Annotated in this window: 26 protein-coding genes; 11 read left to right on the top strand and 15 right to left on the bottom strand. The window is 73.1% G+C overall.

All coding sequences use genetic code 11. From position 1 onward, the window contains the following. Window positions 1–11 precede the first annotated feature (11 nt). From AB0C73_RS01835 to AB0C73_RS01825, 3 genes are all read left to right on the top strand, one after another. Window positions 12–629, top strand: a complete 618-nt coding sequence (locus tag AB0C73_RS01835; protein ID WP_362523438.1) for a flavin reductase family protein — start codon at window positions 12–14, stop codon at window positions 627–629. A 100-nt stretch (window positions 630–729) separates the two neighbouring features. After that, the gene (locus AB0C73_RS01830; protein WP_362523436.1) at window positions 730–1,074 is read left to right on the top strand and encodes a type II toxin-antitoxin system RelE/ParE family toxin; all 345 of its coding nucleotides are present in this window, start codon (window positions 730–732) and stop codon (window positions 1,072–1,074) included. 4 nt (window positions 1,075–1,078) lie between these two features. After that, the gene (locus AB0C73_RS01825; RefSeq protein WP_362523434.1) at window positions 1,079–1,381 is read left to right on the top strand and encodes a helix-turn-helix transcriptional regulator; all 303 of its coding nucleotides are present in this window, start codon (window positions 1,079–1,081) and stop codon (window positions 1,379–1,381) included. Window positions 1,382–1,397: 16 nt separating this feature from the next. On the opposite strand, the gene AB0C73_RS01820 is transcribed toward AB0C73_RS01825, so the two are convergent. The 3 genes from AB0C73_RS01820 to AB0C73_RS01810 all read right to left on the bottom strand — a co-directional run bounded on the left by AB0C73_RS01820 (window position 1,398) and on the right by AB0C73_RS01810 (window position 4,821). Next, window positions 1,398–2,030, bottom strand: coding sequence for a hypothetical protein (locus tag AB0C73_RS01820; protein ID WP_362523432.1), 633 nt, complete (start codon window positions 2,028–2,030; stop codon window positions 1,398–1,400). A 24-nt stretch (window positions 2,031–2,054) separates the two neighbouring features. Then, window positions 2,055–3,371: an MFS transporter gene (locus AB0C73_RS01815; RefSeq protein WP_362523431.1), complete on the bottom strand. Its 1,317-nt coding sequence runs from the start codon at window positions 3,369–3,371 to the stop codon at window positions 2,055–2,057. Window positions 3,372–3,438: 67 nt separating this feature from the next. Continuing rightward, window positions 3,439–4,821, bottom strand: coding sequence for an MFS transporter (locus AB0C73_RS01810; protein WP_362523430.1), 1,383 nt, complete (start codon window positions 4,819–4,821; stop codon window positions 3,439–3,441). A 57-nt stretch (window positions 4,822–4,878) separates the two neighbouring features. Here AB0C73_RS01810 and AB0C73_RS01805 point away from each other — a divergent pair, with 57 nt between their 5' ends. Together AB0C73_RS01805 and AB0C73_RS01800 are read left to right on the top strand one after the other, a co-directional pair. Then, the gene (locus AB0C73_RS01805) at window positions 4,879–5,868 is read left to right on the top strand and encodes a helix-turn-helix domain-containing protein (RefSeq protein WP_362523429.1); all 990 of its coding nucleotides are present in this window, start codon (window positions 4,879–4,881) and stop codon (window positions 5,866–5,868) included. A gap of 130 nt (window positions 5,869–5,998) precedes the next feature. Continuing rightward, a complete protein-coding gene (locus tag AB0C73_RS01800) occupies window positions 5,999–6,964 on the top strand; it encodes an NAD-dependent epimerase/dehydratase family protein (protein WP_362523427.1) in 966 nt (321 codons plus the stop codon). Between the two features lie 24 nt (window positions 6,965–6,988). Here AB0C73_RS01800 and AB0C73_RS01795 read toward each other — a convergent pair whose 3' ends face one another. Both AB0C73_RS01795 and AB0C73_RS01790 read right to left on the bottom strand, forming a co-directional pair. Next, a complete protein-coding gene (locus AB0C73_RS01795) occupies window positions 6,989–8,053 on the bottom strand; it encodes a Zn-dependent alcohol dehydrogenase (protein ID WP_362523425.1) in 1,065 nt (354 codons plus the stop codon). 583 nt (window positions 8,054–8,636) lie between these two features. Next, window positions 8,637–9,551, bottom strand: a complete 915-nt coding sequence (locus AB0C73_RS01790) for an SDR family oxidoreductase (protein WP_362523423.1) — start codon at window positions 9,549–9,551, stop codon at window positions 8,637–8,639. A gap of 102 nt (window positions 9,552–9,653) precedes the next feature. Here AB0C73_RS01790 and AB0C73_RS01785 point away from each other — a divergent pair, with 102 nt between their 5' ends. Then, entirely contained in the window at window positions 9,654–10,604 is a 951-nt protein-coding gene (locus AB0C73_RS01785) for a cyclase family protein (RefSeq protein WP_362523421.1), read from the top strand. A 187-nt stretch (window positions 10,605–10,791) separates the two neighbouring features. Here AB0C73_RS01785 and AB0C73_RS01780 read toward each other — a convergent pair whose 3' ends face one another. The 4 genes from AB0C73_RS01780 to AB0C73_RS01765 all read right to left on the bottom strand — a co-directional run bounded on the left by AB0C73_RS01780 (window position 10,792) and on the right by AB0C73_RS01765 (window position 14,898). Beyond that, complete coding sequence (locus tag AB0C73_RS01780) at window positions 10,792–11,238, bottom strand: ATP-binding protein (RefSeq protein ID WP_362523419.1); 447 nt, start codon at window positions 11,236–11,238, stop codon at window positions 10,792–10,794. Between the two features lie 376 nt (window positions 11,239–11,614). Then, window positions 11,615–12,565, bottom strand: a complete 951-nt coding sequence (locus AB0C73_RS01775; RefSeq protein ID WP_362523417.1) for an acyl-CoA dehydrogenase family protein — start codon at window positions 12,563–12,565, stop codon at window positions 11,615–11,617. 9 nt (window positions 12,566–12,574) lie between these two features. Beyond that, window positions 12,575–13,708, bottom strand: a complete 1,134-nt coding sequence (locus AB0C73_RS01770; protein ID WP_362523415.1) for an acyl-CoA dehydrogenase family protein — start codon at window positions 13,706–13,708, stop codon at window positions 12,575–12,577. Further along, window positions 13,708–14,898 (bottom strand): amidohydrolase family protein, encoded by a 1,191-nt coding sequence (locus AB0C73_RS01765; RefSeq protein WP_362523413.1) that lies wholly within the window; start codon window positions 14,896–14,898, stop codon window positions 13,708–13,710. The genes AB0C73_RS01770 and AB0C73_RS01765 overlap by 1 nt, the downstream gene beginning before the upstream one ends. Window positions 14,899–15,061: 163 nt before the next feature. Between AB0C73_RS01765 and AB0C73_RS01760 the strand changes: the two genes are divergently transcribed. Further along, window positions 15,062–16,561: an AMP-binding protein gene (locus AB0C73_RS01760; protein WP_362523411.1), complete on the top strand. Its 1,500-nt coding sequence runs from the start codon at window positions 15,062–15,064 to the stop codon at window positions 16,559–16,561. A gap of 21 nt (window positions 16,562–16,582) precedes the next feature. Here the strand turns inward: AB0C73_RS01760 and AB0C73_RS01755 are convergent, their stop codons facing one another. After that, the gene (locus tag AB0C73_RS01755) at window positions 16,583–16,924 is read right to left on the bottom strand and encodes a hypothetical protein (RefSeq protein WP_362523409.1); all 342 of its coding nucleotides are present in this window, start codon (window positions 16,922–16,924) and stop codon (window positions 16,583–16,585) included. 60 nt (window positions 16,925–16,984) lie between these two features. Beyond that, window positions 16,985–17,359, bottom strand: coding sequence for an STAS domain-containing protein (locus tag AB0C73_RS01750; protein ID WP_362523408.1), 375 nt, complete (start codon window positions 17,357–17,359; stop codon window positions 16,985–16,987). A gap of 209 nt (window positions 17,360–17,568) precedes the next feature. On the opposite strand from AB0C73_RS01750, the gene AB0C73_RS01745 reads away from it, so the two are divergent. Further along, window positions 17,569–18,162, top strand: coding sequence for a sigma-70 family RNA polymerase sigma factor (locus AB0C73_RS01745; protein ID WP_362523406.1), 594 nt, complete (start codon window positions 17,569–17,571; stop codon window positions 18,160–18,162). Then, window positions 18,159–19,499: a zf-HC2 domain-containing protein gene (locus AB0C73_RS01740; protein WP_362523404.1), complete on the top strand. Its 1,341-nt coding sequence runs from the start codon at window positions 18,159–18,161 to the stop codon at window positions 19,497–19,499. Before AB0C73_RS01745 ends, AB0C73_RS01740 begins: the two co-directional genes overlap by 4 nt. 33 nt (window positions 19,500–19,532) lie before the next feature. On the opposite strand, the gene purU is transcribed toward AB0C73_RS01740, so the two are convergent. Together purU and AB0C73_RS01730 are read right to left on the bottom strand one after the other, a co-directional pair. Further along, window positions 19,533–20,384 carry a formyltetrahydrofolate deformylase gene (gene purU, locus AB0C73_RS01735; protein ID WP_362523402.1) on the bottom strand — a complete coding sequence of 284 codons (852 nt, stop codon included), beginning with the start codon at window positions 20,382–20,384 and terminating at the stop codon, window positions 19,533–19,535. A 73-nt stretch (window positions 20,385–20,457) separates the two neighbouring features. Further along, entirely contained in the window at window positions 20,458–20,904 is a 447-nt protein-coding gene (locus AB0C73_RS01730) for a hypothetical protein (protein ID WP_362523865.1), read from the bottom strand. A 181-nt stretch (window positions 20,905–21,085) separates the two neighbouring features. On the opposite strand from AB0C73_RS01730, the gene AB0C73_RS01725 reads away from it, so the two are divergent. Beyond that, the gene (locus AB0C73_RS01725; protein WP_362523400.1) at window positions 21,086–22,405 is read left to right on the top strand and encodes an ABC transporter substrate-binding protein; all 1,320 of its coding nucleotides are present in this window, start codon (window positions 21,086–21,088) and stop codon (window positions 22,403–22,405) included. 25 nt (window positions 22,406–22,430) lie between these two features. Here AB0C73_RS01725 and AB0C73_RS01720 read toward each other — a convergent pair whose 3' ends face one another. Continuing rightward, window positions 22,431–23,708, bottom strand: a complete 1,278-nt coding sequence (locus AB0C73_RS01720) for a hypothetical protein (protein WP_362523398.1) — start codon at window positions 23,706–23,708, stop codon at window positions 22,431–22,433. A gap of 119 nt (window positions 23,709–23,827) precedes the next feature. Beyond that, window positions 23,828–25,210 (bottom strand): transcriptional regulator, encoded by a 1,383-nt coding sequence (locus AB0C73_RS01715; protein ID WP_362523396.1) that lies wholly within the window; start codon window positions 25,208–25,210, stop codon window positions 23,828–23,830. A 324-nt stretch (window positions 25,211–25,534) separates the two neighbouring features. Here AB0C73_RS01715 and AB0C73_RS01710 point away from each other — a divergent pair, with 324 nt between their 5' ends. Further along, on the top strand, window positions 25,535–26,200 hold the full coding sequence (locus AB0C73_RS01710) for a bifunctional DNA primase/polymerase (protein ID WP_362523394.1): 666 nt from the start codon (window positions 25,535–25,537) through the stop codon (window positions 26,198–26,200). Window positions 26,201–26,262 lie beyond the last annotated feature (62 nt).

Here is a 26,262-nt window from a genome sequence, read left to right as displayed (position 1 = left end):
CGTCAGCTTCAATGGGCGACATGATGGGACACGCTGGGATGGCCGCCGCCGCCGTCCGATACCTCAGGTCGGCCGGGGCGCCCACGGCCGTGGAGCCCCTGCCCCGCCCGGCGCTGCGGGCGGTGCGGGAGGGCGAGCGGATGCCCGTCGACCGGGGCGAGTTCCGGCGGGTGCTCGGGCACTTCGCGAGCGGGGTCACGATCGTGACGGCCCTCGACGAGGACGGCCCGGCGGGCTTCGCCTGCCAGTCCTTCGCCTCCCTGTCCCTCGACCCGCCGCTCGTCGCCTTCATGGTCGCCCGTACGTCGACGACCTGGCCCCGGATCGCCCGCGCCGGGCGCTTCTGCGTGAACGTCCTCGGCGCCGACCAGGGCGCCTTGTGCCGGGCGTTCGCGGTCAGCGGCGCGGACAAGTTCGCGGGCGTCACCTGGACCCCGGCCCCGTCCACCGGCTCCCCGCGCCTCACGGGCGCCCCGGCCTGGATCGACTGCGAGATCACCGCGGTCCACACGGGCGGCGACCACCTGATCGTGGTCGGCCGGGTGACGGCCCTGGACGCGACGGACGGGCCCGAGGGCGGGGACCCGCTGCTGTTCCACCGCGGACGGTTCGGGCGCTTCGCGGGCTAGGACGCGACCCACCCGCGAGCCCCTGTGGCCGCGCCACCCGTTCGGGTACTCCTGAGCGGAACGGCTCCCGCAGGACTAGGCTGTCTATAACGTCCACGTTATGTCGTGGGGAAGCGTTGAAGTCGAGCCGGAGGTGGAGAAGTGGTTCCTCGGGCTCAGCCCTGGCCATCGCGGTACGGTCGCGTTCTACATCGACCTGCTGTCGGACCAGGGGGTCCACTTGGGCGAGCCGTACACGCGGCAACTGTCCGGCAAGGTCCGGGAGTTGCGCTTCCACCTGGACGGCGACGCGATGCGCATCACGTACTGGATCGCGCCGGAACGGCGGATCATCCTCCTGACCGCTTTCCGCAAGACCCGGCAACGGGAGCCGGCCGAGATCGAGCGCGCCGTCCGCGCCTGGGGCCGATGCGTCGCGCAACAGCACACCGTCGACGAGGGGTGACTCGATGACCAGCCGCGGAGACTGGGCCCAGCTGCGGGAGGACGCTCTGCGCGACCCCGAGGCCGGAGCCGCCTACGAGGCCGCTCGGATCCGGTTCGAGCTGGGCAACACCGTGCGGGAGCGGCGCGAGGAGCTCGGCATGACGCAGGCCCAGCTCGCCCGCGCGGCCGGGCTCCAGCAGCCCGCCGTCGCCCGTTTCGAAGCCGGTGGCACCATGCCGACGCTGCCCATGCTCGAACGCCTGGCGGCAGCCCTGGGCATGCGTCTGCGTGTCGGGTTCGAGCCCGCGGACCGCGTGGCCGGCTGAAGGCAACCGCTCCCGGTCAGGGTCGGCCTCCCGCCGTGCCGTCGGTCCAGGTCCCGGCGGACTGCACCGTGTTCGACCGAGGCGGCTCGTCGCCGACCCCTGCCCACAGGGCGAAGCCGGTGAGCGCGAACGCGGTGACGAGGGCGAGCGTCCCGTACAGCGCCACCCAGCCGAACAGCGCGCCGCCGCTGACGTACGGACGGTCCGTGAGGAGCAGTCGACGGGAGACCAGGGCCGGGACCGTGAGTCCCGCCGTGGCCGCGAGCCAGCACACCGGGCTCCACAGCGGCCCGGCCCCCAGCTCCGCCGCCCCGCCGAGGACCGGCAGGACGGTGACGGCGGCCGTCACCGCCGGCACCCAGTACCAGGACGCGCGCCCCTCGATCCGGCGGCCGGTCCAGTCGGCGAGCATGAGCAGCGGCGCCACCACGGCGACCGACAGCAGAGCCCCGACAGCGGTGCCGGCCACCGCGGAGACCGGCACGAGCAGCAGCAGGGCGAAGATCGTCCCCGGGGTGTAGGTCAGGCTCGGGCTCCACATGAACAGCACGGTCGCGCCGATCACTACCTCGATGCCGAGCACCGTCATCGACACGATGATGATCGCGCCGAGCCGGTCCCCCAGACGCAACAGCCGTTCTGAACGCATTCAAATCCCCTCCGGCCCCGCAGCCTACGCCATGGCGACCCCCGGCCGCCGCCGGATCACCAGCGCCATCAGCGCCGCCGCCGCGCACAGCGCGCCCGAGGCGTACCAGACGACGTCGTACGAGCCGAAGACGTCCCTGGCCAGGCCGCCCGCGAAGGCGATGGCGGCGGCGCCGACCTGGTGGGAGGCGAGGACCCAGCCGAAGACGATCGCGCTGTCCTCGCCGTAGTGCTCGCGGCACAGCGCGATGGTGGGCGGGACGGTCGCGACCCAGTCGAGGCCGTAGAAGACGATGAAGAACAGCATCGGCGGGTGCACGGCCGGGGCGAGCAGCATCGGCAGGAAGAGCAGCGAGATGCCGCGCAGCGCGTAGTAGACGGCGAGCAGACGGCGCGCCTCGAAGCGGTCGGTGAACCAGCCGGAGGCGACCGTGCCGACGACGTCGAAGACGCCGATGACCGCGAGGAGTCCGGCCGCCGCCGTGACCGGCATGCCGTGGTCGTGGGCGGCGGGCACGAAGTGGGTCTTGACCAGGCCGTTCGTCGAGGCGCCGCAGATCGCGAAGGTGCCGGCGAGCAGCCAGAAGGGGCCGGTGCGGGCCGCCTTGAAGAGGACGGCGACGGCGCGGCGCGCGGCACCCGTGACGGGCGCGGGCTTCTCCGCGTACTCCCCGCCGTACGGGGCGAGCCCGACGTCCGCCGGGTGGTCGCGCAGGAGCAGCCACACGAACGGGACGACGACGAGCGCGGCGAGCGCCACCGTCACGGCCGCCGGGCGCCAGCCGTGGTGCTCGACCAGCCACGAGAGGAGCGGCAGGAAGATCAGCTGGCCGGAGGCGCCGGCCGCCGTGAGGATGCCGGTGACCAGGCCGCGCCGCGCGGTGAACCAGCGGTTGGTGACGGTCGCGGCGAAGGCGAGGGCCATCGATCCGCTGCCGAGGCCGACGAGCACGCCCCAGAAGAGGATCAGCTGCCAGGCCGCCGTCATCCATACGGTGAGCAGCGACCCGGCCGCGATGACCGTGAGGGCGACGGCGACGACCCGCCGGATGCCGAACCGGTCCATGAGCGCGGCGGCGAACGGCGCCGTCAGGCCGTACAGCGCGAGGTTGACCGACACCGCGAAGCCGATCGTGCCCCGCGACCAGTGGAACTCGCCGTGCAGCGGCTCGATGAGCAGCCCGGGGAGGGAGGCGAAGGCCGCCGCGCCGATGATCGTGACGAAGGCGACGGCCGCGACGAACCACGCGCGGTGGATGCGAGGGGTACCGGGGTTACGGCGCCGAGGAGGGGCGGGTGCGGTGGCGAGGGGCTCGGTTGTCTGGGTCACGTCACCCAGCATCCCGAGCGGGCCCCTCCCCTGCCATTGGCCCGAATGACAGCTTTCCAAAGGATCGGGCCAACGAGCCTCATACTCTCGGCAACGTCCTGATCGGGCGCACCACCAGCAGCGCCGCCACCACCAGGACCGCGATCCCCGAACCCGCCAACAGCACCTCCTCCGTGCCGACCACCGCCGCCACCGGCCCCGATAGGGCCCGGCCGACGCCCATCATCAGCAGCGATCCGGCCACGTCGTACGCGTGCATCCGGTTCAGCGCGTCCTGCGGCACATGCGTCTGCACCGAGGTCGACCACATCACCAGCCAGAACGCGAACGCCGCACCGCCCACGAACGCGCCCGCGTGCAGCAGCGGCACCGGCGCCCCGATCCCGAGCAGCAGCAGGTTCACCGGCAGGCCGAGCAGCGCCACCGCGCCGGCGGCGAGCGGGCGCACCGGGCGGATGCGGAGCGCGAGAAGGCCGCCGACGGCGCTGCCCGCGCCGTTCACGGCCATCAGGACGCCGTAGGTGGCGGAGCCGTACTCCTCGGTGATCAGGCTCGCGGTGAGCGGCACCATCGGCCCGGCGACCGTCAGGCCGTACACCGTCCAGATCGCGATGACCCCCCACAGCCAGCTGCGGGCCCGGAACTCCCGCCAGCCGAGGGCCATTTCGGAGAGGAGCGAGCCGCGGGGCGCGTCGTCGGACGGTATCGGGGCGACCCGGAGGAGGACGAAGCAGACGGCGCTGACGGCGAAGGTCGAGGCGTTGACGGCGAAGGCCGCGCCCGCGTTCCAGAGTGCGACGAGCAGACCGGCGAGCGCCGGGCCCGCCATGGTCATCAGCGCCTCGACCACCCGCAGGACCGCGTTCGCGCGCTGCACGTCCGGCGCGATGCGCGGGATGGTGGACGCGACGCCCGGCTGGAACAGCGCGGCGCCGACGCCGGCGACGGCCGACAGCACGTACACCGCCCACAGCGGCGGGCTGCCGAGCGCAAAAGTGACCGCGAGCAGCAGCGCCCCGGGGAGGCGGAGCAGATCGGCGAGGATCATCATCCGGCGGGCGGTGAAGCGGTCCGCGAGGACGCCGCCGAAGAGTACGAAGACGGCGAAGGCGGCCGTCCAGAGGCCGAGCGCGTAGCCGACGGAGGAACCGGGATGGCCGGCGCCGAGGAGTCCGGCCGCGAAGGCGACCGGGACCATGCCCTCGCCGAGGACGCCGGCGGCGCGGGCGACGAAGAAGAGCCGGAAGTCGCGGTTCCAGAGGGCGGCCGGCGGCCCGGCCGGCGCAGAGGCCCTTCCGGCCTCCTCGGCCTCTTCGGCCTCTTCGGCCCCTTCGGGCTCTTCGGCCGCTCCGGGCTCTTCGGCCGCTCCGGCCGCTCCGGCCGCTCCGGCCGCTCCGGCCGCTCCGGGAATCCGGCCGGCGGCCTCAGACTTGTACATGTTGTCCGTCACGAACACAGACACGTATCAGCAATGTGGTCTGGACCACCAGTGATTTAACGTTAAACGGAGGGATCCCCCATGCGGGCGCACCGCGTCGCCGTCCTCGCCCTGCCCGGGCTCCTCCCCTTCGAACTCGGCATCCCGCACCGGATCTTCGGCCGCGCCAAGGACCCGCAGGGGCGGCTCCTGTACGAGATCGTCACCTGCGCGCCCGCCCCCGGGCCGGTCCAGACGGACGCCGACTTCTCCATCCACGTCGAGCACGGCCCGGAGGCGCTCGCCACCGCCGACACGGTGGTCGTGCCCGCCTCGTACCAGCTGGGGCCGGTGTACGAGGAGGGCAGGCTCACCGAGGAGCTGGCCGCCACCCTCGCCCACATCCGGCCCGGCACCCGTCTGGTCTCCATCTGCACCGGCGGATACGTGCTCGCCGCGGCCGGGTTCCTCGACGGGCGCCCGGCGACCACGCACTGGTCCTCCGCCGACCACTTCCAGCGCCTCTTCCCGAGGGTGCGGGTCGACGCGGACGTGCTCTTCGTCGACGACGGGGACGTCCTGACCTCGGCCGGCGTGGCCGCCGGGATCGACCTGTGCCTGCACATCGTGCGCCGCGACCACGGCACGGGCGTCGCCAACGACGTGGCCCGCCGCACGGTGGTGCCCCCGCACCGGGACGGCGGGCAGGCGCAGTACATCGCCCGGCCGCTGCCCGAGCCGGGCTCCTCGACCACGACCGCCGCCCGGGCCTGGGCGCTCGCCCACCTCCACGAGCCGATCCAGCTGCGCGATCTGGCCGTACGGGAGTCGATGAGCGTACGGACCTTCACGCGCCGTTTCCGCGAGGAGGTCGGCGTCAGCCCCGGGCAGTGGCTCACGCAGCAGCGCGTGGAGCGGGCCCGGCACCTGCTGGAGTCCACCGACCTGCCGGTCGACCAGATCGCCGCGGACGCGGGCTTCGGCACCGCCCAGTCGCTGCGGACGCACCTCCAGGCGGCGATCGGGGTGACGCCGACGGCGTACCGGCGCACCTTCCGGGACGCGGCGGGCGTGGCGGGCGTGGCGGGCTGAGCCCTCCGGGCCTTCTGGACCTGGGCCTGGGCCTCCCGGGCCTCGTACTGTGGCGGGGAGGTCCTTCCCGCCGCCACGGGCCCGCCGCCACAAGCCCGACACTCCGAACCCGACACCACGAGGTCGACGCATGAAGCACACCGCCCAGCCCCGTCATGTGATCTTCGGTACCGGCGCCGTGGGCACGGCCGTCGCCGAGGAGTTGGTGCGCGAGGGCGAGTCCGTCCGCGTCGTCAACCGGTCCGGCCGCGCCGACGTCCCCGACGGTGTCGAGGTGGTCGCCGGCGACGCGGCCGACCCGGCGTTCACCACCGCCGTCGCGGCCGGGGCGGCCGTCGTCTACCAGGCGCTCAACCCGCCGTACCACCGCTGGCAGCAGGAGTTCCCCGCGCTCCAGGACGCCGTGCTCACCGCGGCCGAGGCGGCCGGCGCCCGCCTGGTCTCGATGGACAACGTCTACAGCTACGGCCCGCCCGGGGGCCGCCCGTTCACCGAGGAGAGCCCCGACGCCGCGACCACCCGCAAGGGCCGGCTCCGGGGCCGGATGCGCCGGGATCTGCTGGCGGCGCACGAGGCCGGCCGGGTGGAGGTGGCGATCGGCCGCGCCTCCGACTACTTCGGGCCGCGCGGCGGCGCCCAGTCCAACCTCGGCGACCTGGTCTTCCCCGCGCTCCTCGCCGGGCGCACCGCGACCGTCCTCGGCGATCCGGACCAGCCCCACACGTACACCTTCATCCCCGACATCGCGGAGGCGCTCGTCCTCCTCGGCCGCCACCCCGACGCCCCGGGCCGCGCCTGGCACCTCCCCAACGACCCGCACACCCGCACCACGCGCGAACTCGTCGACCTGGCCCACCGCGCCACCGGCCGCCCCGGCGCCGCCCGGCTGCGCCGGATGCCGACGGCCGCCCTGTACGTGATGGGCGCGGTGAACCGGACGGTGCGCGAACTGATCGAGATGCGTTACGAGTTCGCGGAGCCGTTCGTGGTCGACGCCGGCCTCATCCGGGAGCGGCTCGGCGCGGTCGCGACGCCGTACGAGGAGGCGTTGGCCCGGACGGTGGAGGCGTACCGCGCGCGGGAAGCCGGTAGCTGATCCCTCGAACCGGCGCGTGATCCCTCAGAACGTGAGCACGCCCCGCGCCACCTTCCCCTGCTCCGCGTCCTCCACCGCCCGCGCGAACTCCTCCACCGGGTAGGTGGCGGTGACCAGTTCGTCGAGCAGGAGGCGGCCGGAGCGGTAGAGCTCGGCGTAGAGGGCGATGTCCTTCTGCGGGCGCGAGGAGCCGTAGCGGCAGCCGAGGATCGACTTGTCCAGGAACATCGCGGCGGGCGGGAAGCTCGCCTCGGCGGTGGGCGCGGTCATGCCGAGCAGGATCGCCTGGCCGTGCCGGTCGAGCAGGTCGATCGCGGTGCGGACGAGGCCGGTGTGGCCGACGCACTCGAAGACGTGGTCCGCGCCGGTGGGCAGCACGTCCCGTACGGAGTCGGTGGAGGCGGAGGTGAGGAAGTGGGTGGCGCCGAAGAGGAGGGCCGTCTCCTCCTTGGCCGGGTTGGTGTCGACGGCGACGATCGTGCGCGCACCCGCGATCCGGGCGCCCTGGATCACGTTGAGGCCGATGCCGCCGGTGCCGATGACGACGACGGTCTCGCCGTACGCCACCTTGGCGCGGTTGAGCACGGCGCCGACGCCGGTCAGGACGCCGCAGCCCATGAGGGCGGCGGAGGTCAGGGGGATGTCCTCCGGGATCCGCACGGCCTGGACGGCCTTGACGACGGTCCGTTCGGCGAAGGAGGAGTTGGACGCGAACTGGAAGAGCCGGGTGTGCGGGGTCCCGGCCCGGGAGAACGGCCGGCCGGGCCGCCCGATGGCCTTGCGGCACATGGTGGGCCGGCCCCGGTCGCAGTCGGCGCAGGCGCCGCAGTTGGCGAGGGTGGACAGGGCGACGTGGTCACCGGGCGCGACGTGCGTGACGCCGGGTCCGACGGCTTCGACCACCCCGGCGCCCTCGTGGCCGAGGACGACGGGCGTGGGGAAGGGGATGGTCCCGTCCACGACGGACAGGTCGCTGTGACAGAGCCCGGCGGCCCGTATCCCGACGAGCACCTCACCGGGCCCGGGCTCCCGAACCTCCAGATCGCCGACGACCCGGACCTCCTTGCCGTCGAAGACGACGCCTCTCATGTGCATGCACCTCCGTCGTGGGCGGGGCCTGGGGAATTCCCCCACCCCGCCCCTTCCCGAAACTCTGACGAGACTGGTGAGGCAGGCGACACCTGGGGCGCCGCCCAGGTCCGGCGCGGGCGGGCCGCGGCCCGCGCCCCGCTGATACGGGGGGCAGGGCTGAACGGCGCACGACACGAGCCGGTTCGACGCGGGCCCGGTGCGGGTCGCCCCGGGCCAGACACGGCGGGGGTGCCCGCCAGTACACCCCCGCGCCCCGCTGCCGCCGGGCAGGGCTGAACGGCGCCCGGCACGATCCGCCTCGACGCGGCCGCCGGACCCGCTGACGCGGCCCGGTGCGGGTCGCCCCGGGCGGGCCGGGCGCAGCCCGCGACCCCCGGACCAGACACGTCCCGGCCCCGCCCGCAGGGGCCCGGGCCGCCCCCGGGCGGGGCGGGCTCGACGCGGGCGCCGGGCCCGCTGACGCGGGCCGGCCGAACAACGTCCCCCGCCCGGGTTGACCCGGCCGGACACGGCGCACGCCCGCGCCGCACGGCGCCCGGCCGCGAGCGCGCCCCCGTCCGCAACATGCGCCCGCACCCCCCTACGCGTTCGGGCGCGAGCCCCGGGCCGCCGCTCGGGACATTTCCTCCAGTTGCTGGAGCATCGGCATCGGGTCGATGCCGACCGTGGCCGGGAGGACGTCGGCGATGCGGTCCGGGGTCCAGGTGCCGGACTCCGTGTAGGCGGCGCGGAGTTCGCGGGGCTGGGCCCAGACGGCGATCTTGGGGCCGGCGATCGTGTAGACCTGGCCGGTGATCTTCTCGGCCTTGGCGCGGTCGGAGAGCAGGTAGACGACGAGGGCGGCGACGTCCTCGGGCTCGCCGATCTCCTTGAGCTCCATAGGGACGTTGGCGGACATGCGGGTGCGGGCGACCGGGGCGACGGCGTTCGCCGTGACGCCGTACTTGTGCAGGCCGAGCGCGGCACTGCGCACGAGGGAGATGATGCCGCCCTTGGCGGCGGAGTAGTTGGCCTGGGCGACCGAGCCCGCGTGGTTGCCGCTGGTGAAGCCGATGAGCGTGCCCGAGCCCTGGCGGCGCATCACCGCGGAGGCGGCGCGGAAGACGGTGAAGGTGCCCTTGAGGTGGGTGGCGACGACGGGGTCCCACTCCTCCTCGGACATGTTGAAGAGCATCCGCTCGCGCAGGATGCCGGCCACGCACACGACACCGTCGATGCTGCCGTACTCGGCGAGCGCCACGTCCACCAGGCGCTGCCCGCCCGCCATGGTCGAGATGTCGTCGGCGACGGCGACCGCCGCGCCGCCCGCCGCCTCGATCTCCTTGACGACCGCCTCGGCCACCGCGCTCGTCGGCTCGCCGCCCTCGATCGAGACGCCGTAGTCGTTGACGACGACCTTCGCGCCCTCGGCGGCGCAGGCGAGGGCGACCGCACGGCCGATCCCCCGCCCCGCGCCCGTGACGGCGACGACCTTCCCTGCCAAGAAGTTCCCCACGCCCGGCCCCTTCCCGCGCTTTCTGACGGTCCGTTAGATTCGTGCGTCAGCAGGATTCTACGACCCGTCAGATACCGGAGAACAAGACCCCGGAGGCGCCCGATGTCACTTCCCCCGACACCCCCTTCGGCCCTTCCTCCCGAGTTCCACGAGATCGCCAAGCGCGTGAACAACTGGGGGCGTTGGGGTCAGGACGACGAGATCGGCACCCTCAACCTGATCACCGACGAGGTGGTACGGGCGGCCGCCGCGACCGTACGGACCGGCCGGCGCGTCCCGCTCGCCGTCGACCTCAAGCAGGACGGCGTGCAGAGCGGGGTGATCCCGGGCCGGGTCAACCCGCTGCACGTCATGGTGCAGGTCAACCAGGAGCTCTTCGGCCCCGGCACGGTCGCCACCAGCGACGACGCCGTGACCATGGGCCTCCAGGCCGGCACCCACTGGGACGCCCTCACCCACGCCTCGCACTCGGGCCGGATCTACAACGGACGCCCCGCCACCACCGTCACCGCCCACGGGCGCTCCGAGTTCAGCGGGATCCACACCGCCCGGCACCTGGTGAGCCGCGGGGTGCTGCTCGACGTGGCGGCGGCCAAGGGGGTGGACCGGCTGCCCGGGGACCACGCGGTCACCCCCGAAGACCTGGACGAGGCGGCCGAGTTCGGCGGGGTCACGGTCCGGTCCGGCGACATCGTGCTCGTACGCACCGGGCAGATCCAGGTCTATCTGGCCGGGGACCGGCACGGTTACGCGTTCCCGTCGCCCGGCCTGTCCGTCCGTACCCCCGCGTGGTTCCACGCCCACGACGTGGCGGCGGTCGCCGACGACACGCTCACCTTCGAGATCTTCCCGCCGGAGATCGAGAACCTGTGGATGCCGGTGCACGCCCTCGACCTGGTCGAGATGGGCATGCTCCAGGGCCAGAACTGGAACCTCGAAGAGTTGTCCACAACCTGTGCACAAGAGCGGCGGTACACGTTCCTGCTCGCCGCGATGCCCGAGCCCTTCGTCGGCGGCACGGGCACACCCGTGGCACCCGTGGCCGTCTTCTAGAAGGGATCACCCGTCTCCCGGACGGGATGGATCGCGGGTGGCGGCACACTCGCGCGCGCCCCGAGCACGGCACGACCGCCGCCGCCACCCGTCACGACCCGCGCTCACCGAGGGGCACGGCACGGCCCCTCGACTCCCCTCACAGAACGAATCGCTCACCCAAGGGTGATCAATTCGCCACGAACCGTCAACAGCGCACCCAGGAGGGTGACACCCGATCGGGCTGACCCGGTCCGGCGCCCGGCGCCGCCGCCCGGTCGACCTCGCACCAGATGCTCTTGCCCGCGCCCTCGCGCTGCCAGCCCCACCGGTCGGCGAGGCCGTCCACCAGCTCCAGGCCGCGCCCGTTGGTGTCCTCGCCCTCCGCGCGCCGGGGCCGCGGCGGCCGGTCGCTCGTGTCGGCGACCTCGACCCGCACCCCGCCCCCGCCGAAGAGCATCCGCAGCACCGCCGGACATCCCGTGTGGACCACGGCGTTGGTCACCAGCTCGGAGATGAGCAGCACCAGCGTCTCCGCCAGCGGCTCGTCGTCCCCTATGCCGGACCCGGCCAGCCGCTTGCGCGCCCAACGCCGGGCCCGCCCCACCTCGGCCGGGTCGGGCCCGACCTCCAACTGCACCTGAAGCACCTGCACCGTTCACACCATCCGAACCGGCGGACACACCTTTACGGAACGTGATTCCCTTGTGAGACAGCATGGTTGACGTACAGTCACGGCAACAAGCGCTTCGGGCATATTCCAGCGCGAAGGAGTACGCGTGGTCCATACTGTGCGACGCACGCCGCGCGGAGTCGAACGCGGGGCGCTGAACCCTGCCCGGGCCGCGGACATTCCCGGCCGCGGAGCCGCCGCGTCGGCGGCACCGGCACGCCCCGGGCCCACAAGCACTCGCATTCAACGGAGCGTACCGGAGCGGACACCCGACTCCGGCGCGTGACCACCCCCGCGAAGGACACAACACGGTATCGACGCTGAGTGACGTCACAGGTACGGTCACGTCACCCCTCGATCAGCTGTCGCCCCACAGCCGCGCGGCCACCAGCTCCTCCGCCGCCGCGCCGCCGAGGCCGCGCTCGGCCCGTACCCAGGCCCGTTTCAGATGCAGATGGACGTCGGCCTCCCACGTGAAGCCCATGCCGCCGTACACCTGCAGGCAGTCCCGGGCGCCGGCGACGGCTGCCTCGTCGGCGAGCAGCCGGGCGCCGGCGATCTCGACGGGGTCGGCGGTGACGGCCGCCGCGTAGACCGCGGCGCGGGCGAGCTCGGTCCGTACGAGCATCCCGGCGCACAGGTGCTTGACGGCCTGGAAGGCGCCGACGGGCTGCCCGAACTGTTCTCTCGTACGGGCGTGGGCGACGGCGAGTTCGGTGCTGCGGGCGGCACTGCCGAGCTGCTCGGCGGCGGTGAGGAGCGAGACGAGGGAGGAGAAGGGGGAGGAGAAGGGGAAGGAGAGGGAGGAGAGGGAGGAGACCGGGACGACGAGGTCCGGTCCCGGCTCTCCCACGGCACCCGCCCGACGCACGCGGTGCAGCGGCGTCAGCGGGTCGACGGACCGCAGCGGTACGGCTCCGGACGCGTCGCCGAGCACCACGTCCGCCGCGTCCAGCCACTCCACCACCCCGCTCCCGCCGTCCACGGCCGTCACCACGGCGTCCCCCTCCGCCGCGCCCGGCACCTCCCCCGCCGCCAGGTGCGTGGCGATCAGCGGCCCGGGCAGCAGCGCGCGCCCGGCCTCCTCGAAGAGGAGCACGGCCTCGGGCAGGCCGAGCCCGGCCCCGCCCGCCTCCTCCGGAAGCCGCAGCGCGAAGAACCCGGCCGCGCCGAGCTCCCGCCACAACGCGCGGTCCAGGGAGCCGGCGTCCACGGCCGCCCGGAGCGCCTCGCGCCCGAAACGGCGGTCCAGGAGCTCCCGTACCCCCCGCTTCAGCGCCCGCTGGTCCTCGGTCAGTCGGAAGTCCACGGTGTCGGCTCACCGCCCCTTCGGCAGGCCGAGGATGCGCTCGGCGACGATGTTCCGCTGGATCTGGGAGGTGCCCGCGGCGATCGTGTACGACAGCGAGGACAGCCGGTCCAGGTTCCAGTCGCGCCCGAGGTCGAGCGCGTCCGGCCCGAGGACGGCGGCGGCCGCGTCGTACAGCTCCTGGCGGGCGTGCGAGTAGCGCAGCTTGAAGACCGAGCCGCCGGTGCCGGGGACGCCGCCGGTGGCCTGGGCCTCGCTGACGTTCCACTGGGTCAGCCGCCAGAGCGCCTGGAACTCGGCACCGAGGCGGCCGAGCCGGCGGCGCAGCACCGGGTCGTCCCAGCGCCCGTTCTTCCGCGCCTCGCGGGCGAGTTCGCCGAGGACGCGGCGGCAGGCGACGACCTCGCCGACGAAGGCGGTGCCGCGCTCGAAGGAGAGGGTCACCATGGTGACCCGCCAGCCGTCGTTCTCCGCCCCGACGCGAGAGGAGACCGGCACCCGCACCTCGTCGAGGAACATCTCGGCGAACTCCGCCGACCCGGCGAGGGTGCGCAGCGGCCGTACGGTGATCCCGGGCGCGGACATCGGCAGGGCGAGCCAGCTGATCCCGCGGTGTCTGGGGGCCTCCGGGTCCGTCCGTACGAGAAGTTCGCACCAGTCGGCGGCCTCGGCGTGCGAGGTCCAGATCTTCTGCCCGGTGACGACGTACGCGTCCCCGTCCCGGACGGCCCGCGTGCGCAGGGACGCCAGGTCGGAGCCGGCGTCCGGCTCACTGAAGCCCTGGCACCACACCTCGTCGCCGCGCAGGACCGGCTCCAGCCAGCGGGCCTTCTGCTCCTCCGTCCCCTCGGCGGCGATGGTGGGTCCCGCGTGGAGGAGGCCGACGAAGTTGGCGCCGACGTACGGGGCCCCGGCCCGTTCGGTCTCCTCCAGGAAGATCAGCCGCTGGGTCGGCGACGCGTCCCAGTGGACGTGCCCGTACCCCGCGTCGTAGAGCCGCCGCTGCCAGCCGCAGTCGTACGCGCGGCGGCCCGGCCAGTCCAGCGGGTCGGGCCTGGCGGGGAGCGTCGGGAGCTCGGCGGCGAGCCATTCCCGCAGCCGCCCCCGGAACTCCTCCTCTTCCTCCGTGTACGTGAGCTCCATCAGACGATTCCGAGACCGAGCATGCGGATGGCGTTGCCGCGCATCAGCTTGTGGACGGTCTCGTCGTCGAGGCCCCTGACGTGGTCGAGGGCGATCTCCTTGGTGTGCGGGAAGGTCGAGTCGACGTGCGGGTAGTCGGTCTCGAAGGTGGCGTTGTCCCGCCCGACGACGTCGATCGCGTCGATGCCGTGCTTGTCGCGGAAGAAGCAGCAGAAGATCTGCCGGTAGTAGTACGTGGACGGCGGCTCCGGGATCAGGTCGCGCACCCCGCCCCAGGCCCGGTGCTCCTCCCACACGTCGTCGGCGCGCTCCAGGGCGTACGGGATCCAGCCCATCTGGCCCTCGCTGTACGCGAGCTTGAGGCGCGGGAACTTCACCAGGACGCCGGAGAAGAGGAAGTCCATCATCGAGGCCATCGCGTTGTTGAAGCTGAGCGAGGCCTGGACGGCGGGCGGGGCGTCGGGGGACGCGGCGGGCATCTGGCTGCTGGAGCCGATGTGCATGTTGACGACGGTCCCGGTCTCCTGGCAGACGGCGAAGAACGGGTCCCAGTGGCCGGAGTGGATCGACGGCAGCCCGAGGTGGGTCGGGATCTCGGAGAACGTGACGGCCCGGACCCCGCGGGCGGCGTTGCGCCGGATCTCGGCGACGGCCAGGTCGATGTCCCAGAGCGGGATGATGCACAGCGGGATCAGCCGGCCGCCGCTGTCGCCGCACCACTCCTCCACCATCCAGTCGTTGTACGCGCGGACGCACGCGAGCGCGACCTCCTTGTCCTTCGCCTCGGCGAAGGTCTGCCCGCAGAAGCGCGGGAAGGTCGGGAAGCAGAGCGAGGCCTCGACATGGTTGAGGTCCATGTCGGCGAGACGCGCCTTCGGGTCCCAGCAGCCGCGCCGCATCTCCTCGCGGGTGATCCCCTCCAGGGTCATCTCGTCCCGGTCGAAGCCGACGGCGGCGATGTTGCGCTTGTACGGGAACTTCAGGTCCTCGTAGATCCACCAGTCGGTGGGCGGCCCGTCGGGGTCCATGGTGATCTGGTACTTCCCGCCGATGTACGCGAGCTCGCCGATCCCGGCGGTGAGCGGCTGCGGCCCCCGGTCGCGGTACCGGGCGGGGAGCCAGGTCGCGAAGAGATGCGCGGGCTCGATCACGTGGTCGTCGACGCTGATGATGCGGGGCAGTTCCGCCATGACCCCTCCAAGGATCCCGTTTCCCGTTTCGCGTTTCGCGTTTCTGATGGACCGTCAGATTTGGACGCGACCATCAGGCTAGTCCCGGACCCCTGGACCGACAAGGACCACCCCTCTACGCTCTCCGCACGATCTGACGGACAGTCAGCTACCGGGAGTGGTCATGACCGAAACCGCACACGCCCTGGGCGCCTCCCGCACCCTCTGGGAGCTCGTCGAGCGCCGCGCCGCCCTCACCCCCGACCGTCCCGTCCTCCTCCAGGGCGACCGGGTGCTCACCTTCGGCGAGCTACGCGACCGGGCCGAGCGGTGCGCCGCCGGGCTGTACGGGAGGGGCGTGCGGCCGGGGACGGTCGTCGCGTGGCAGTTGCCGACCCGGATCGAGACCGCGGTGCTGTCCTTCGCGCTCGCCCGGCTCGGGGCCGTACAGACCCCGGTCATCCCGTTCTACCGGGACAAGGAGGTCGGCTTCGCGCTGCGCGAGTCCGGGGCCGAGTTCTTCGCCGTGCCGGGGGTGTGGCGCGGGTTCGACCACACGGAGATGGCCCGGCGGCTCGGCGCGCGCGGCGTCTTCGAGGCGTACGCGAGCCTCCCGGAGGGCGACCCGGCCCTGCTGCCGCCCCCGCCCGCCGACGGCACCTCCGTCCGCTGGATCTACTGGACCTCGGGGACCACCTCCGACCCCAAGGGCGTGCTCCACACCGACCGCTCGCTGATCGCCGGCGGCTCCTGCCTCGCCCACGCGCTGCACCTGAGCGCCGAGGACGTCGGCTCGATGGCCTTCCCGTACGCGCACATCGCGGGCCCCGACTACACGGTCATGCTGCTCCTGTACGGGTTCCCCGCCGTCATGTTCGAGCAGTTCGCGCTGCCCGAGGCGCTCGCCGAGTACCGCAGGCACGGCGTCACGGTGGCCGGCGGCTCCACGGCCTTCTACTCGATGTTCCTCGCCGAGCAGCGCAAGCGGCCGGGCGAGCCGGTCATCCCCACCCTGCGGCTGCTCGCGGGCGGCGGCGCGCCCAAGCCGCCGGAGGTCTACCACGCGGTGGTCCGCGAACTGGGCTGCCAGCTCACCCACGGCTACGGCATGACCGAGGTCCCGATGATCACCATGGGCGACCCGGGCGACACGGCCGAGAACCTGGCGACGACGGAGGGGCGGCCGCCCGCCGGGATGGAGATACGGATCGCCGAGGGCGGCGAGGTCCGGCTGCGCGGGGAGGCGGTGTGCCGGGGGTATCTCGACCCGGCGCAGACCGCCGCCGCGTTCGACGCGGACGGCTTCCTCATCACCGGCGACGTCGGGCATCTCACCGCCGACGGACATCTCGTGCTGACCGGGCGGCTCAAGGACATCATCATCCGCAAGGGGGAGAACATCTCCGCCAAAGAGATCGAGGACCTGCTGCACGAGCACCCGGGCGTCGGGGACGCGGCGGTGATCGGCCTGCCGGACGCCGAACGCGGCGAGCGGGTGTGCGCGGTGATCGAGCAGCCGGCCGGCGCCGAGCCGCTCGCCCTGGACGAGGTCACCGCCTTCCTGCGCGAGGCGGGCCTGTCGGTCTTCAAACTGCCCGAGCAACTGGAGGTGGTGGAGGCCCTCCCGCGCAACGAGACGCTGCGGAAGGTCCTCAAGTACAAGCTGCGCGAGCGGTACGCGTAAGCCCGGCCAGGCGGGCGGTACTCAGTCCGTGACGGCCTCGCCGGCCGCCTCGTCGGCGTCCTTGTCGGCGCCCTCATCAGCTGCCTTGTCGGCGTCCTCGCCCGCCGGCTGCGCCTCCCGGCGCCCGGCGCGCCGCTCGCGCCACCAGGCGACGAGCGCGACGATTCCGGCGAAGGCGGCGACACCGCCCTTCAGGCCGATCTTCACCGCCAGATAGCCGACGAACAGCTGCCTGGGCCAGTCCAGCGCCCAGAGCACCGCGAGGATCAGCGCGGCGACGGCGACCGCCACCAGTGTCCCGATGACCGTACGGGTCGCCTTCGTGGGCCCGTGAGCATCCCGTTTGCCTGTCTCGTCATGCACGGAATCTACGATCGGGCCAACTTTCCGTATTTCCGTACGACTTCAGGAGGATTCACACGGTCACGCCGACAGCGGCACGGCCGTCTCGTCGAGGGCCGCGGGCACGTCCGCGTACACCTCGAAGAGGCGGCGGACGCCGAGCGCGGCGAGGACGCGGTTGACGTGCGCGCCGTCCTCCGCGCCGCGGGCGGGCAGGATCAGGCGCAGCCGGCCGCCGCAGGAGCGCATCAGACGGCGGGCGGCGACGAGTACGCCGACGCCGCTGGAGTCGCAGAAGCGGACCGTGGAGAGATCGAGGACGACGTCGCGCCGGCCGCCCGCCACGGCCGCGTGGAGGCGTCTGCGGATCAGCGGGGAGGTCACGAGATCGAGCTCCCCGCTGATGCGCAGCACGGTCCACGGTTCCTGCTCGTCCTCGTCGACCTGGATCGTCACGAGCGGCGCCTTTCAGACGGCAAACGGAGGGAGGCCTTCCTGTCCCCTCCCGCTGCCCCGGCTCAGCGTCTTGAAACCCGGGTTTCCAGGGTTGTCGCTTTCCTTACCATCCGCCGGAACCGTCCGGAGCACACTTGCCGCAAAGCATCGTGCGCCGGGGCCCCGGCGCATTACTTTGGAGTTCGGAAGTCGGGTCGGGAAGGTGTCGCATGGCGACGAAGGACGCACCACCGCGCTGGGACCGCCGGATGCAGCAGCGGCTGGCGCGCGGCGAGGCCGCGGCCCTCGGCGAGTTCTACGACAGGTTCGCCTCGCTCGTGCACAGCCTGGCCCACCGGGTGCTCGACGACGACGAGGCCGCCGACCAGGTCACCCGCGAGGTCTTCGGCTACGTCTGGGAGAACCCCGACGCGTTCGACCCCAAGCAGGGCAGCATGCGCGCCTGGGTCGCCCGGCTCGCCCAGCGGCAGGCTGTGCACCGGCTGCGGCAGGCCGAGGCCCTGGCGTACGCGGAGACCGGCGAGGGCACGGCGGAGGAGCTGGAGCAGAAGGTGCGCCGGGCCTCGGTCGCGGCCCGCGCCGACTACATCGTGACATCGATGCCGACGCCGCTGCGCCGGGCGCTCGAACTGGCGTATTTCCAGCGCCGCGACTACCGGCAGACGGCGGCCGACCTCGGGGTGACCGAGGACGAGGCGCGGCGCCGGCTGCGGCTCGGGCTCCAGCTGCTCTCGTCCGCCCACACCCGTCCCCTGGAAGGCTCCTCACCGCCGGGCGGCGGCAGTTACGGGCGGACGCTGTGAGCGGCGCGAACGACGAGCCCGAGGAGGTCGCACGGGCGCCGCGCATACCGGGCCCGCGCCGCTCGGCGGACGACCACGCGGACCTGACCTCGCCGTTCGCGGACCCGCGCACGAACCCGGAGCCGGAACCGGCGCCGTACGCGGACGGTTTCACGGACGGGTTCGCGGACACGTACGCCGAGCCCTTCAGGGAAGCGGCTCCCGCGCCGGAGCCGGAGGAGACCGCGCCCGTCCTCGAACTGCCCCACCGCGTGCTGAAGTCGCTCCTCGGCGCGTGGGCGCTGTCCGCGTGCTCGGCCGAGGAGACCCGGGCCGTCGAGGCCCACCTCACCGAGTGCGCCCCGTGCGCGGACGAGGCGCTGCGGCTGCGCGACGCCGTCGGGCTCCTGCACGCCGAGCGCGATCTGGACCTCGACCCGCTGTTGCGCTCGCGGGTCCTGGAGAACTGTCTGGGCCGCCGCCCCGCCCGTATCCCCGTACCGGCGTGGGCGACTCCGTACGACGCCGAGACCGCCCGGCTCGACGCGCTGCTCCGCGACATCGGCGAGTCGGAGTGGCACGCTCCGGTACGGCTCAGGTGGTACGAGGACGAGCGCGCCGTGAGCCGGAAGACCACGGTCGCCGGGGTGATCGGGCATCTGCTGGCCGTGGACGGCCTGGTGGCGGCCTCGCTCGGGCTCGACGACCCGCTGGGCGCGGGCGTGGGCGAGCTGGCGCCGACCGAGCGGACCGAGGCGTACTGGGCGAGCGCGGGCCGGCCGCCGACCATGGCGATCCGCGAGCCGTGGCGCGACCAGAGCCACACCCTGATCCGTACGGTGTCCTTCGCCGGGCGCGGGGTCGCGGACCTCACGGTCACCTACGGGGACTTCGCGATGCCGCTCAAGGACTCGCTCCTGGAGCGGGCCTTCGAGTGCTGGCGGCACGCGGACGACATCGCGAACGCGGTGGCGTATCCGTACGACCCGCCCAGCGGCAGCCATCTGCACGGCATGATCGACCTGGCCGCCCGGCTGCTCCCGGCGGCGCTCGCCGACCGCCGCCGCACCGGCCTCGCGGGCCCGCCCCGCGAACTCGTCACGGCCGGCGCGCCCGGCCGCTCGCTCCACCTGGAGATCGAGGGCGCGGGCGGCGGCCACTGGTACATCGCCCTGGACTCCCCCGCCGCCCTCGGCTCCCCGGACCACACGGTGGCCCAGGTCGCGATGGACGGCGTCGAGTTCTGCCAGCTCCTGGCGGGCCACATCCCGCCCCAGGACGCGGCGGCGGGCCAGGAGGGCGACCGCGAGGCGATCCGGGACGTCCTGTTCGCGGCGGCGTCGCTGAGCCGGATGTAGGGGCTGGGCGCCCGGCGGGCGCCCGGCAGTCGCCTACGCGAAGACGACCGTCCGGCGGCCGTTCAGGAGGATCCGTCGCTCCGCGTGCCACTTCACCGCGCGTGCCAGCGCCTGGCACTCCACGTCGCGCCCGATCGCCACCAGCTGGTCCGGGGTCACCTCGTGGCCGACGCGCTCGACCTCCTGCTCGATGATCGGGCCCTCGTCGAGGTCGGCCGTCACGTAGTGCGCGGTGGCGCCGATGAGCTTCACGCCGCGCGCGTGCGCCTGGTGGTACGGCTTGGCGCCCTTGAAGCTCGGCAGGAAGGAGTGGTGGATGTTGATGATCCGGCCGGAGAGCTGCTTGCACAGGTCGTCGGAGAGCACCTGCATGTAGCGGGCCAGGACGACCAGCTCGACGTTCTCCTCGCGAACCAGCTCCAGAAGCTCCGCCTCCGCGTCCGCCTTGGTGTCCTTGGTGACCGGAATGTGCCGGAACGGGATGTCGTACGAGCCGACCAGTTCGGCGAAGTCGGTGTGGTTGGAGACCACCGCGACGATCTCGACCGGCAGCGCCCCGATCCGCGAGCGGAACAGCAGGTCGTTCAGGCAGTGCCCGAACTTCGACACCATCAGGACGACCCGCATCCGCTCGTCGGCCCGGTTGATCTGCCAGTCCATCTCGAAGGCGTCGCCGACGGCCGCGAAGCTCGCCCGCAGCTTGTCCACGGTGACCGGGGCCTCGCCCGAGAAGTGGACCCGCATGAAGAAGAGACCGGAGTCACGGTCTCCGAACTGCTGGCTGTCCTCGATGTTGCAGCCGGTGATGAAGAGGTAGCTCGACACGGCGTGCACGATGCCCTGCTTGTCGGGGCAGGAGAGGGTGAGGACGTACTGGTCGGTCATTCGCCCAGCCTGCCACACGCGCGCGTGCGGGCAGGACCACGTCCGTCAGGCGGACCCCGTCAGGCGGACCGCGTCACGCGGACCGCGTGATGATCCGCAGCACTTCCAGCGAGCGCGGCGGCTCGTCCGGGTCCTCCCCGTCCGCCGTCGCCATCCGTACGTGCGCCTCGCGCGCCGCCCGGACCGCCTCCGGCCAGGCGTGGTGCTCCATGAACGCGGACACATGGGCGTCCGCGCCCACCTGGTGCATGATGCGCAGCACCCGCAGCACGGCCACGTCGACGAGGGCGGCCTCGCCGGAGTCGCGGAAGATCGTTCCCACGTACTTCTCCGCTGACCAGCTGTCCAGCCACGTGTCCTCCACGAGTCGGTAGACGGCGTCGGTGACGTCGCCGTACCCGTCCTGGCCGGCCAGCCAGGTCGTCTCGTGGAAGCCCGGGTCCGAGAGCATGTGCAGCGCCGAGCGCACATTGGCGCGCCAGCGCCACCAGGGCATGTCGTTGAGCGGCATGCCGCCCATGGTGGAGGAGCGACGGCCGCGACGGGAAGAGTTCACCGAAGAGGAGGTGCTGGGGGAGGTGCTACCGGACACCGTTCGATCGTACGTTCCCTCGAATCCGGAACCGAGCGGCCCCCGTAATTCACCTTCACGTCACCCGCCGTTGATTCTCGCTCACTGTCGCGTTACCCATGGGGCGGAATTGTGCATGCCCATGACCGGTAGGCGACTTCCTTCCCTTCTCGCGTACGTCACGACAGCGGCGGCCGCAGCGTCGCTGCTCGCCGGCTGCGGCGTACTCCCTGGGGCCACGGGGGGCTCCAGGGAGCCCGTCACCGTCATGACCTGGGCTCCCGACCAGACCCGCGCCACCAACATGCCCGGCATGCCCGCCATGGCCCAGGCCTATGCCCGCTGGGTCAACGCCAACGGCGGCATCGACGGGCACGAGCTGCGCGTCCTGACCTGCAACGAACAGAACACCAACGCGGGCGCCGCCGCCTGCGCCCGGCGGGCCGTCCACGAGGGCGCCGTCGCCGTCGTCGGCTCGTACAGCCAGTTCGGGCGGGCCTTCATGGCCCCGCTCGAGTCGGCCGGCATCCCGTACATCGGCGGCTACGGGATCTCGGAGGACGAGTTCGCCAGCACCCTCTCCTACCCCGTGAACGGCGGCCAGGCCTCGCTGATCGCCGGGCACGGCCTGCAGCTCGCCGAGAGCTGCCGCAAGGTCTCCCTCGTCCGCCCCGACACCATCGCCGGCGACCGGCTGCTCAACCTGCTCAACTCCGGCCTCCGCAAGGCCAGCCACGGCAGCGCCGTCGACATCCCGGCTCAGGAGGACTCCGCCGAGTACACCCAGCCGGCCACCCGGGCCCGTACCAAGGCGGGGTCCGACGACGGATGCGTCACCGCCGTGCTCGGCGAGCGCACCCAGACCTTCTTCGACTCCTTCCGCCGCCTGCCCGGCCAGGGCGGGGCGCAGGAGGGGACGGAGAGCGGGAAGAGCGGGAAGAGCGACAAGAGCGACGACGGCGCCGTCCGGATCTCGTCCGTCCTCGGCAGCGTCGGACAGCCGCTCATCGACCGCACCGGCGGCGCGCACAGCCCCTTCGAGGGCGCCTACGTCACCGGCTGGTACCCCTCGGCCGACGACAAGGCCTGGGACCCGATGCGGAAGGTCATCAAGGAGCACGCCTTCGTCGACAACCGGGTCGACCCGACCGACGCGGGCGTCCAGACCACCTGGATCGCGTACACCGTGCTCAAGCAGGTCGTCGAGGGGCTCGACAGCGACAAGGTCACCCCGCTGCAGATCAGCCACGCCCTCGACCAGGGCGAGAAGATCGACACCGGCGGCCTCACGCCCCCGCTGCGCTGGCGTTACGACGACCTGCTCGGCGCCCGCGACTTCCCCCGGATCGTCAACCACGACGTGACCTTCCAGGTGGTACGGGAAGGGCAGCTGGTCGCGCAGAAGCCGGGCTTCGTCGACGTGGGCGACACGGTCCTGGCCGCGCCGTGACGGCCAGGTACCTCCCTCGGCTCGCCTACAGCTGGGTGTAGGTGCGCTTCGTCAACGAGTACTTCGCGGCGGTCGGGTTCCACAGCCCGGCCGCCTCCTTCTTGGCGGCGGTCGCCTCGTTGCTCTTCTTGTCGCCCTCGTTGGCCGCGCCGGTGTGCTTGGCGTGGCCGCCCTTGCAGACCTTGTCGTTGCTCTTCGCCTGGTCCGCCCAGGAGGCGTAGAAGGTGTCCGCGGCGGCCGAGGCGTTCCAGGCCTTGACCAGGGCGGCGGAGAGCGCCGTGTTGTCCGGCACCTTGTCGATGGTCAGCCCCTGGAGGCGGGTGACCAGACCGCGCCGCTGCTGGGCCGCGGCGCGCAGATCGCTCGCCGCCTGGTCGAGGTTCTGGCACTGCCGGATCGACGCGACGGCGGAGATCACCGAGTCGCGGCTGCTGTTGCTGTCCGCGAGCAGCTTGTCGAGCGCCTCGGCCTGCGCCTTGGCCGGGTCGGCGGCGGGCTCCCCGGACGACTGGGCGGAGGGCGCGGCGGAGCCGGCGGCGACGTTCTGGCCGCCCTTGCCGCCCGCGTCGTCCTTCTTGTCGTCGTCCCCGCCGCTGAGCAGCGCGCCCGCGCCCAGGCCGACCACGGCGCACCCGATGACGACGGCGGCGATCAGCGCGGCCGGCGACTTGCGGCGCGGCGGCTCGGGCTCGTCGTCGTAGTAGGCGTCCTGGTACGCGCCCTGGTACCCCTGCTGCTGCGGCGGCGGGTACGGGCCGCCCTGCTGCTCGTAGCCGTACGGCTGCTGGTGCTGCGGCGCCGGGGGCTGCTGCGGGTAGCCGTACCCGTATCCGGGCGCGGGGGCCTGCTGCGGGGCCGGGTTCGGGGTGTCGCTGCGGAACAGGTTGTCGAAGTCGGCGAGCGGCGGGCGCTCGCCCGCCGGTGCCTGCGGCGGCACCGGCGCCATGTACTGGGTCGCGGCCTCCTGCGGCGCCTGCTGCGGCGGGACGGGCGGGAGGTACTGCGTGGCCTGGTCCGGCTGGGCCGGGGGCGCCTGGTGCGCCTGGTGCGCCTGCGGCGGCACGGGCGCTATGTACTGCGTCGCCTGCGAGTCCGGGCCCGGGTAGCCGTACCCCGGCTGGGGCTGGGGCTGCGCCGGGGGCTGCTGCTGCGGGTAGCCGTACGCGGCATGCGGGGCCTGCGGCGGGACCGGCGGCAGGTACTGCGTCGCCTGGGCATCGGAGTGGCCACCAGGGGTCACCTCAGGGGGGAGGGGCTGAGCGGCCGGATACTGCTGCTCCGGCCCCTGTCCGCTGTGCGTCACCGGGACTCCTGTTGATGGACCTAGCTGATGGGCCTACGCGATCGTCGGCCCACGCTACCGGCTACGCCCCCGCGCCCGCACACGCGTGTGACAGAGGTGTGACGTACCCCCCTCCCCCGTCACGCCGCGTGCAGATCCAGCCGCGCGCCGAACTCCCGGACCGCCGCCTCCGCCGCGTACGGCTCCAGGCGCTCGCGCAGGTCGACGAGGTACTCCGCGCCGCGGCTGGAGCGGAGGGTGCCGAGCAGATCGAGGGCGCGGCCGGCGGTGTGGCAGGCCTCCTCGACCTCGCGCTGCTGGACCTGCGCGGCGGCGAGCAGGGCGAGGCCGATGGCGCGGCGGCGGGCCCGGGACTCGGGGTGGCCGGCGAGCGAGCGCTCGGCCGCGGCGGCCGCCTCGCGGGCCTGGCCCAGGTCGCGGTGGCAGTGCGCCAGCTCGTCCGCCAGATACGCCTCGTCGAAGTGGGCGATCCAGGCCGGGTCGTCGCCCGCCTCCGGATCGGCCCGCTCCAGGACCTCCTCGGCGTGCGCCGCGGCCTGCGCGAAGGACCGGGCGTCACCGAGCAGCGCGTGCCCGCGCGCCTCCGCCGCCAGGAACATCGCCTGCGCCCGCGGCGGCACCTGCCCCCGCGCGCCCTCCTGCGCGGCGCGCGCGAGCTGCGCGATCTCCCGCGGGTTGCCGAGCTGCGCGGCGAGATGGCTCATGGACGCGGCGAGCACGTAACCGCCGTACGCCCGGTCGCCCGCGGCCTGCGCGAGCCGCAGCGCCTGGATGTAGTAGCGCTGGGCGAGCCCCGGCTGGCCGGTGTCGACGGCCATGTACCCGGCCAGCTCCGTCAGCCGCGCGACCGCCGCGAACAGCTCGCGCCCGACCGCCTCCCGGTACGAGCCGGACAGCATCCCGGACACCGCGCTGTTGAGGTAGTGGACGACCACCGGCCGCACGTGCCCACTGCCGAACTGCCGGTCCAGGTCGACCAGGGCCGCCGTCATGGCCCGTACCGCCGCGACGTCCGAGAGCCCGACCCGCGCCCCCGCGTGCCGCGCGACCTGCGGGTCGGTGCCGGTGATCAGCCAGTCGCGACTGGGCTCGACGAGCGCCGACGCGGCGACCGTCGTACCGGACAGGAAGTCCCGCCGCCCCACGTCGCTCCGCCACAGCTCGCAGACCTGCTCGATCGCCCCGAGCACGGTCGGCGCGAACTGGAGACCGACCCCCGAGGCGAGATTGCGGCCGTTGGCCATCCCCACCTCGTCGATGGTCACCGTGCGCCCGAGCTTGCGGCCGAGGGCCTCGGCGATGATCCCCGGCGCCCGGCCGCGCGGCTGCTGCCCGCGCAGCCAGCGCGCCACGGACGTCTTGTCGTACCGCAGATCGAGGCCGCGCTCCGCGCCGACCATGTTGACCCTGCGGGCGAGGCCGGCGTTGGAGCACCCGGCCTCCTGGATGAGCGCCTGCAGCCGTTCGTTGGGCTGGCGGGCGACGAGTGGCCTGGCTGCCATGTGACTACCCCCTGAGGCCGGTGTGATGAGCGAGTGCGGTGAGCCGGGTGCCCTCTGCGACTGGCTGGATCACTGCCCGGCGAATATCCGGTCAATGCAGATGTGAACACGCGAAACCGGACACGTCGGCCGACAACCGGCCGCAGCGCGGCACGGCTCCGACGCCCCCCACCTGTGGATACCCGCCCGCCGCTCCCCGGCCCCACGCGCGCCCCCGCCCGTGCACCCGTGCGCCCCGCATGCAGGATCGATGCGCCACACCGCTGTCCACGGCGCCCGTAACCCCTGGTGACGTGGGGAGTTGTGTTCGACGTGGAAGAGACCATGGGAGTCACGGAAGCCGCACAGATCCCCAAGCAGCGGGGCGAGCTGCTGCTGGACAACGCCGTGCGGTACGCGGAAGAGCGGCACTGGGACGTGTTCCCCGGGACCTGGCTGGAGGCGGTCGAGGGCAGGGAGCGCTGCTCCTGCGGCGCGGACGAGTGCCCGGCGCCCGGTGCGCACCCCGCCCGCCCGGACTGGTCGACGCAGGCGACGGGCAGCGCCGTGGGGGCGCGGCGGATGTGGTCGAAGCAGCCGAAGGCGTCGATCCTGCTGCCCACCGGCCGTACCTTCGACGCGATCGAGGTGTCCGAGTCGGCCGGCTTCCTCGCCCTGGCCCGCATGGAGCGGATGGATCTGACGCTCGGCCCGGTGACCTGCACGCCCGACCGCCGGATGTTCTTCTTCGTGCTGCCGGGCGCCGCGGTCAAGGTGCCGGACCTGGTGCGGAAGCTGGGCTGGGTGCCGTCCTCCATCGATCTCACCACGCGCGGCGAGGGTTTCTACGTGGCGGGCCCGCCGACCCGGGTCGGCGGCAGCGGGGCGGTGCAGTGGGCCCGTAAGCCCACGGCCGCGAACCGCTGGCTGCCGGACGCGGAGGAGCTGATCAGCGCGCTGGCGTACGCGTGCGGCCGGGAGGCGGCGGACGCGCGGGCGCGCAAGGGGTAGCGGGCACAGGGGCGGGTCCGCTGCCCGGTTCCGGCAATCTGCGGGGCCGATCATGGCGTGGT

This window comes from Streptomyces sp. NPDC048623, assembly GCF_040650755.1.
Taxonomy (GTDB): Bacteria; Actinomycetota; Actinomycetes; order Streptomycetales; family Streptomycetaceae; genus Streptomyces.
This window is presented reverse-complemented; position numbering and strand designations above follow the sequence as displayed.

Bases quoted from the DNA above. Each gene is read 5' to 3' on its own strand.
- AB0C73_RS01835 (WP_362523438.1), top strand. From the start codon at position 12: ATGGGCGACATGATGGGACACGCTGGGATGGCCGCCGCCGCCGTCCGA.
- AB0C73_RS01830 (WP_362523436.1), top strand. From the start codon at position 730: ATGTCGTGGGGAAGCGTTGAAGTCGAGCCGGAGGTGGAGAAGTGGTTC.
- AB0C73_RS01825 (WP_362523434.1), top strand. From the start codon at position 1,079: ATGACCAGCCGCGGAGACTGGGCCCAGCTGCGGGAGGACGCTCTGCGC.
- AB0C73_RS01820 (WP_362523432.1), bottom strand. From the start codon at position 2,030: ATGCGTTCAGAACGGCTGTTGCGTCTGGGGGACCGGCTCGGCGCGATC.
- AB0C73_RS01815 (WP_362523431.1), bottom strand. From the start codon at position 3,371: ATGCTGGGTGACGTGACCCAGACAACCGAGCCCCTCGCCACCGCACCC.
- AB0C73_RS01805 (WP_362523429.1), top strand. From the start codon at position 4,879: ATGCGGGCGCACCGCGTCGCCGTCCTCGCCCTGCCCGGGCTCCTCCCC.
- AB0C73_RS01800 (WP_362523427.1), top strand. From the start codon at position 5,999: ATGAAGCACACCGCCCAGCCCCGTCATGTGATCTTCGGTACCGGCGCC.
- AB0C73_RS01795 (WP_362523425.1), bottom strand. From the start codon at position 8,053: ATGAGAGGCGTCGTCTTCGACGGCAAGGAGGTCCGGGTCGTCGGCGAT.
- AB0C73_RS01785 (WP_362523421.1), top strand. From the start codon at position 9,654: ATGTCACTTCCCCCGACACCCCCTTCGGCCCTTCCTCCCGAGTTCCAC.
- AB0C73_RS01770 (WP_362523415.1), bottom strand. From the start codon at position 13,708: ATGGAGCTCACGTACACGGAGGAAGAGGAGGAGTTCCGGGGGCGGCTG.
- AB0C73_RS01765 (WP_362523413.1), bottom strand. From the start codon at position 14,898: ATGGCGGAACTGCCCCGCATCATCAGCGTCGACGACCACGTGATCGAG.
- AB0C73_RS01760 (WP_362523411.1), top strand. From the start codon at position 15,062: ATGACCGAAACCGCACACGCCCTGGGCGCCTCCCGCACCCTCTGGGAG.
- AB0C73_RS01745 (WP_362523406.1), top strand. From the start codon at position 17,569: ATGGCGACGAAGGACGCACCACCGCGCTGGGACCGCCGGATGCAGCAG.
- purU (WP_362523402.1), bottom strand. From the start codon at position 20,384: ATGACCGACCAGTACGTCCTCACCCTCTCCTGCCCCGACAAGCAGGGC.
- AB0C73_RS01730 (WP_362523865.1), bottom strand. From the start codon at position 20,904: ATGGGCGGCATGCCGCTCAACGACATGCCCTGGTGGCGCTGGCGCGCC.
- AB0C73_RS01715 (WP_362523396.1), bottom strand. From the start codon at position 25,210: ATGGCAGCCAGGCCACTCGTCGCCCGCCAGCCCAACGAACGGCTGCAG.
- AB0C73_RS01710 (WP_362523394.1), top strand. From the start codon at position 25,535: ATGGGAGTCACGGAAGCCGCACAGATCCCCAAGCAGCGGGGCGAGCTG.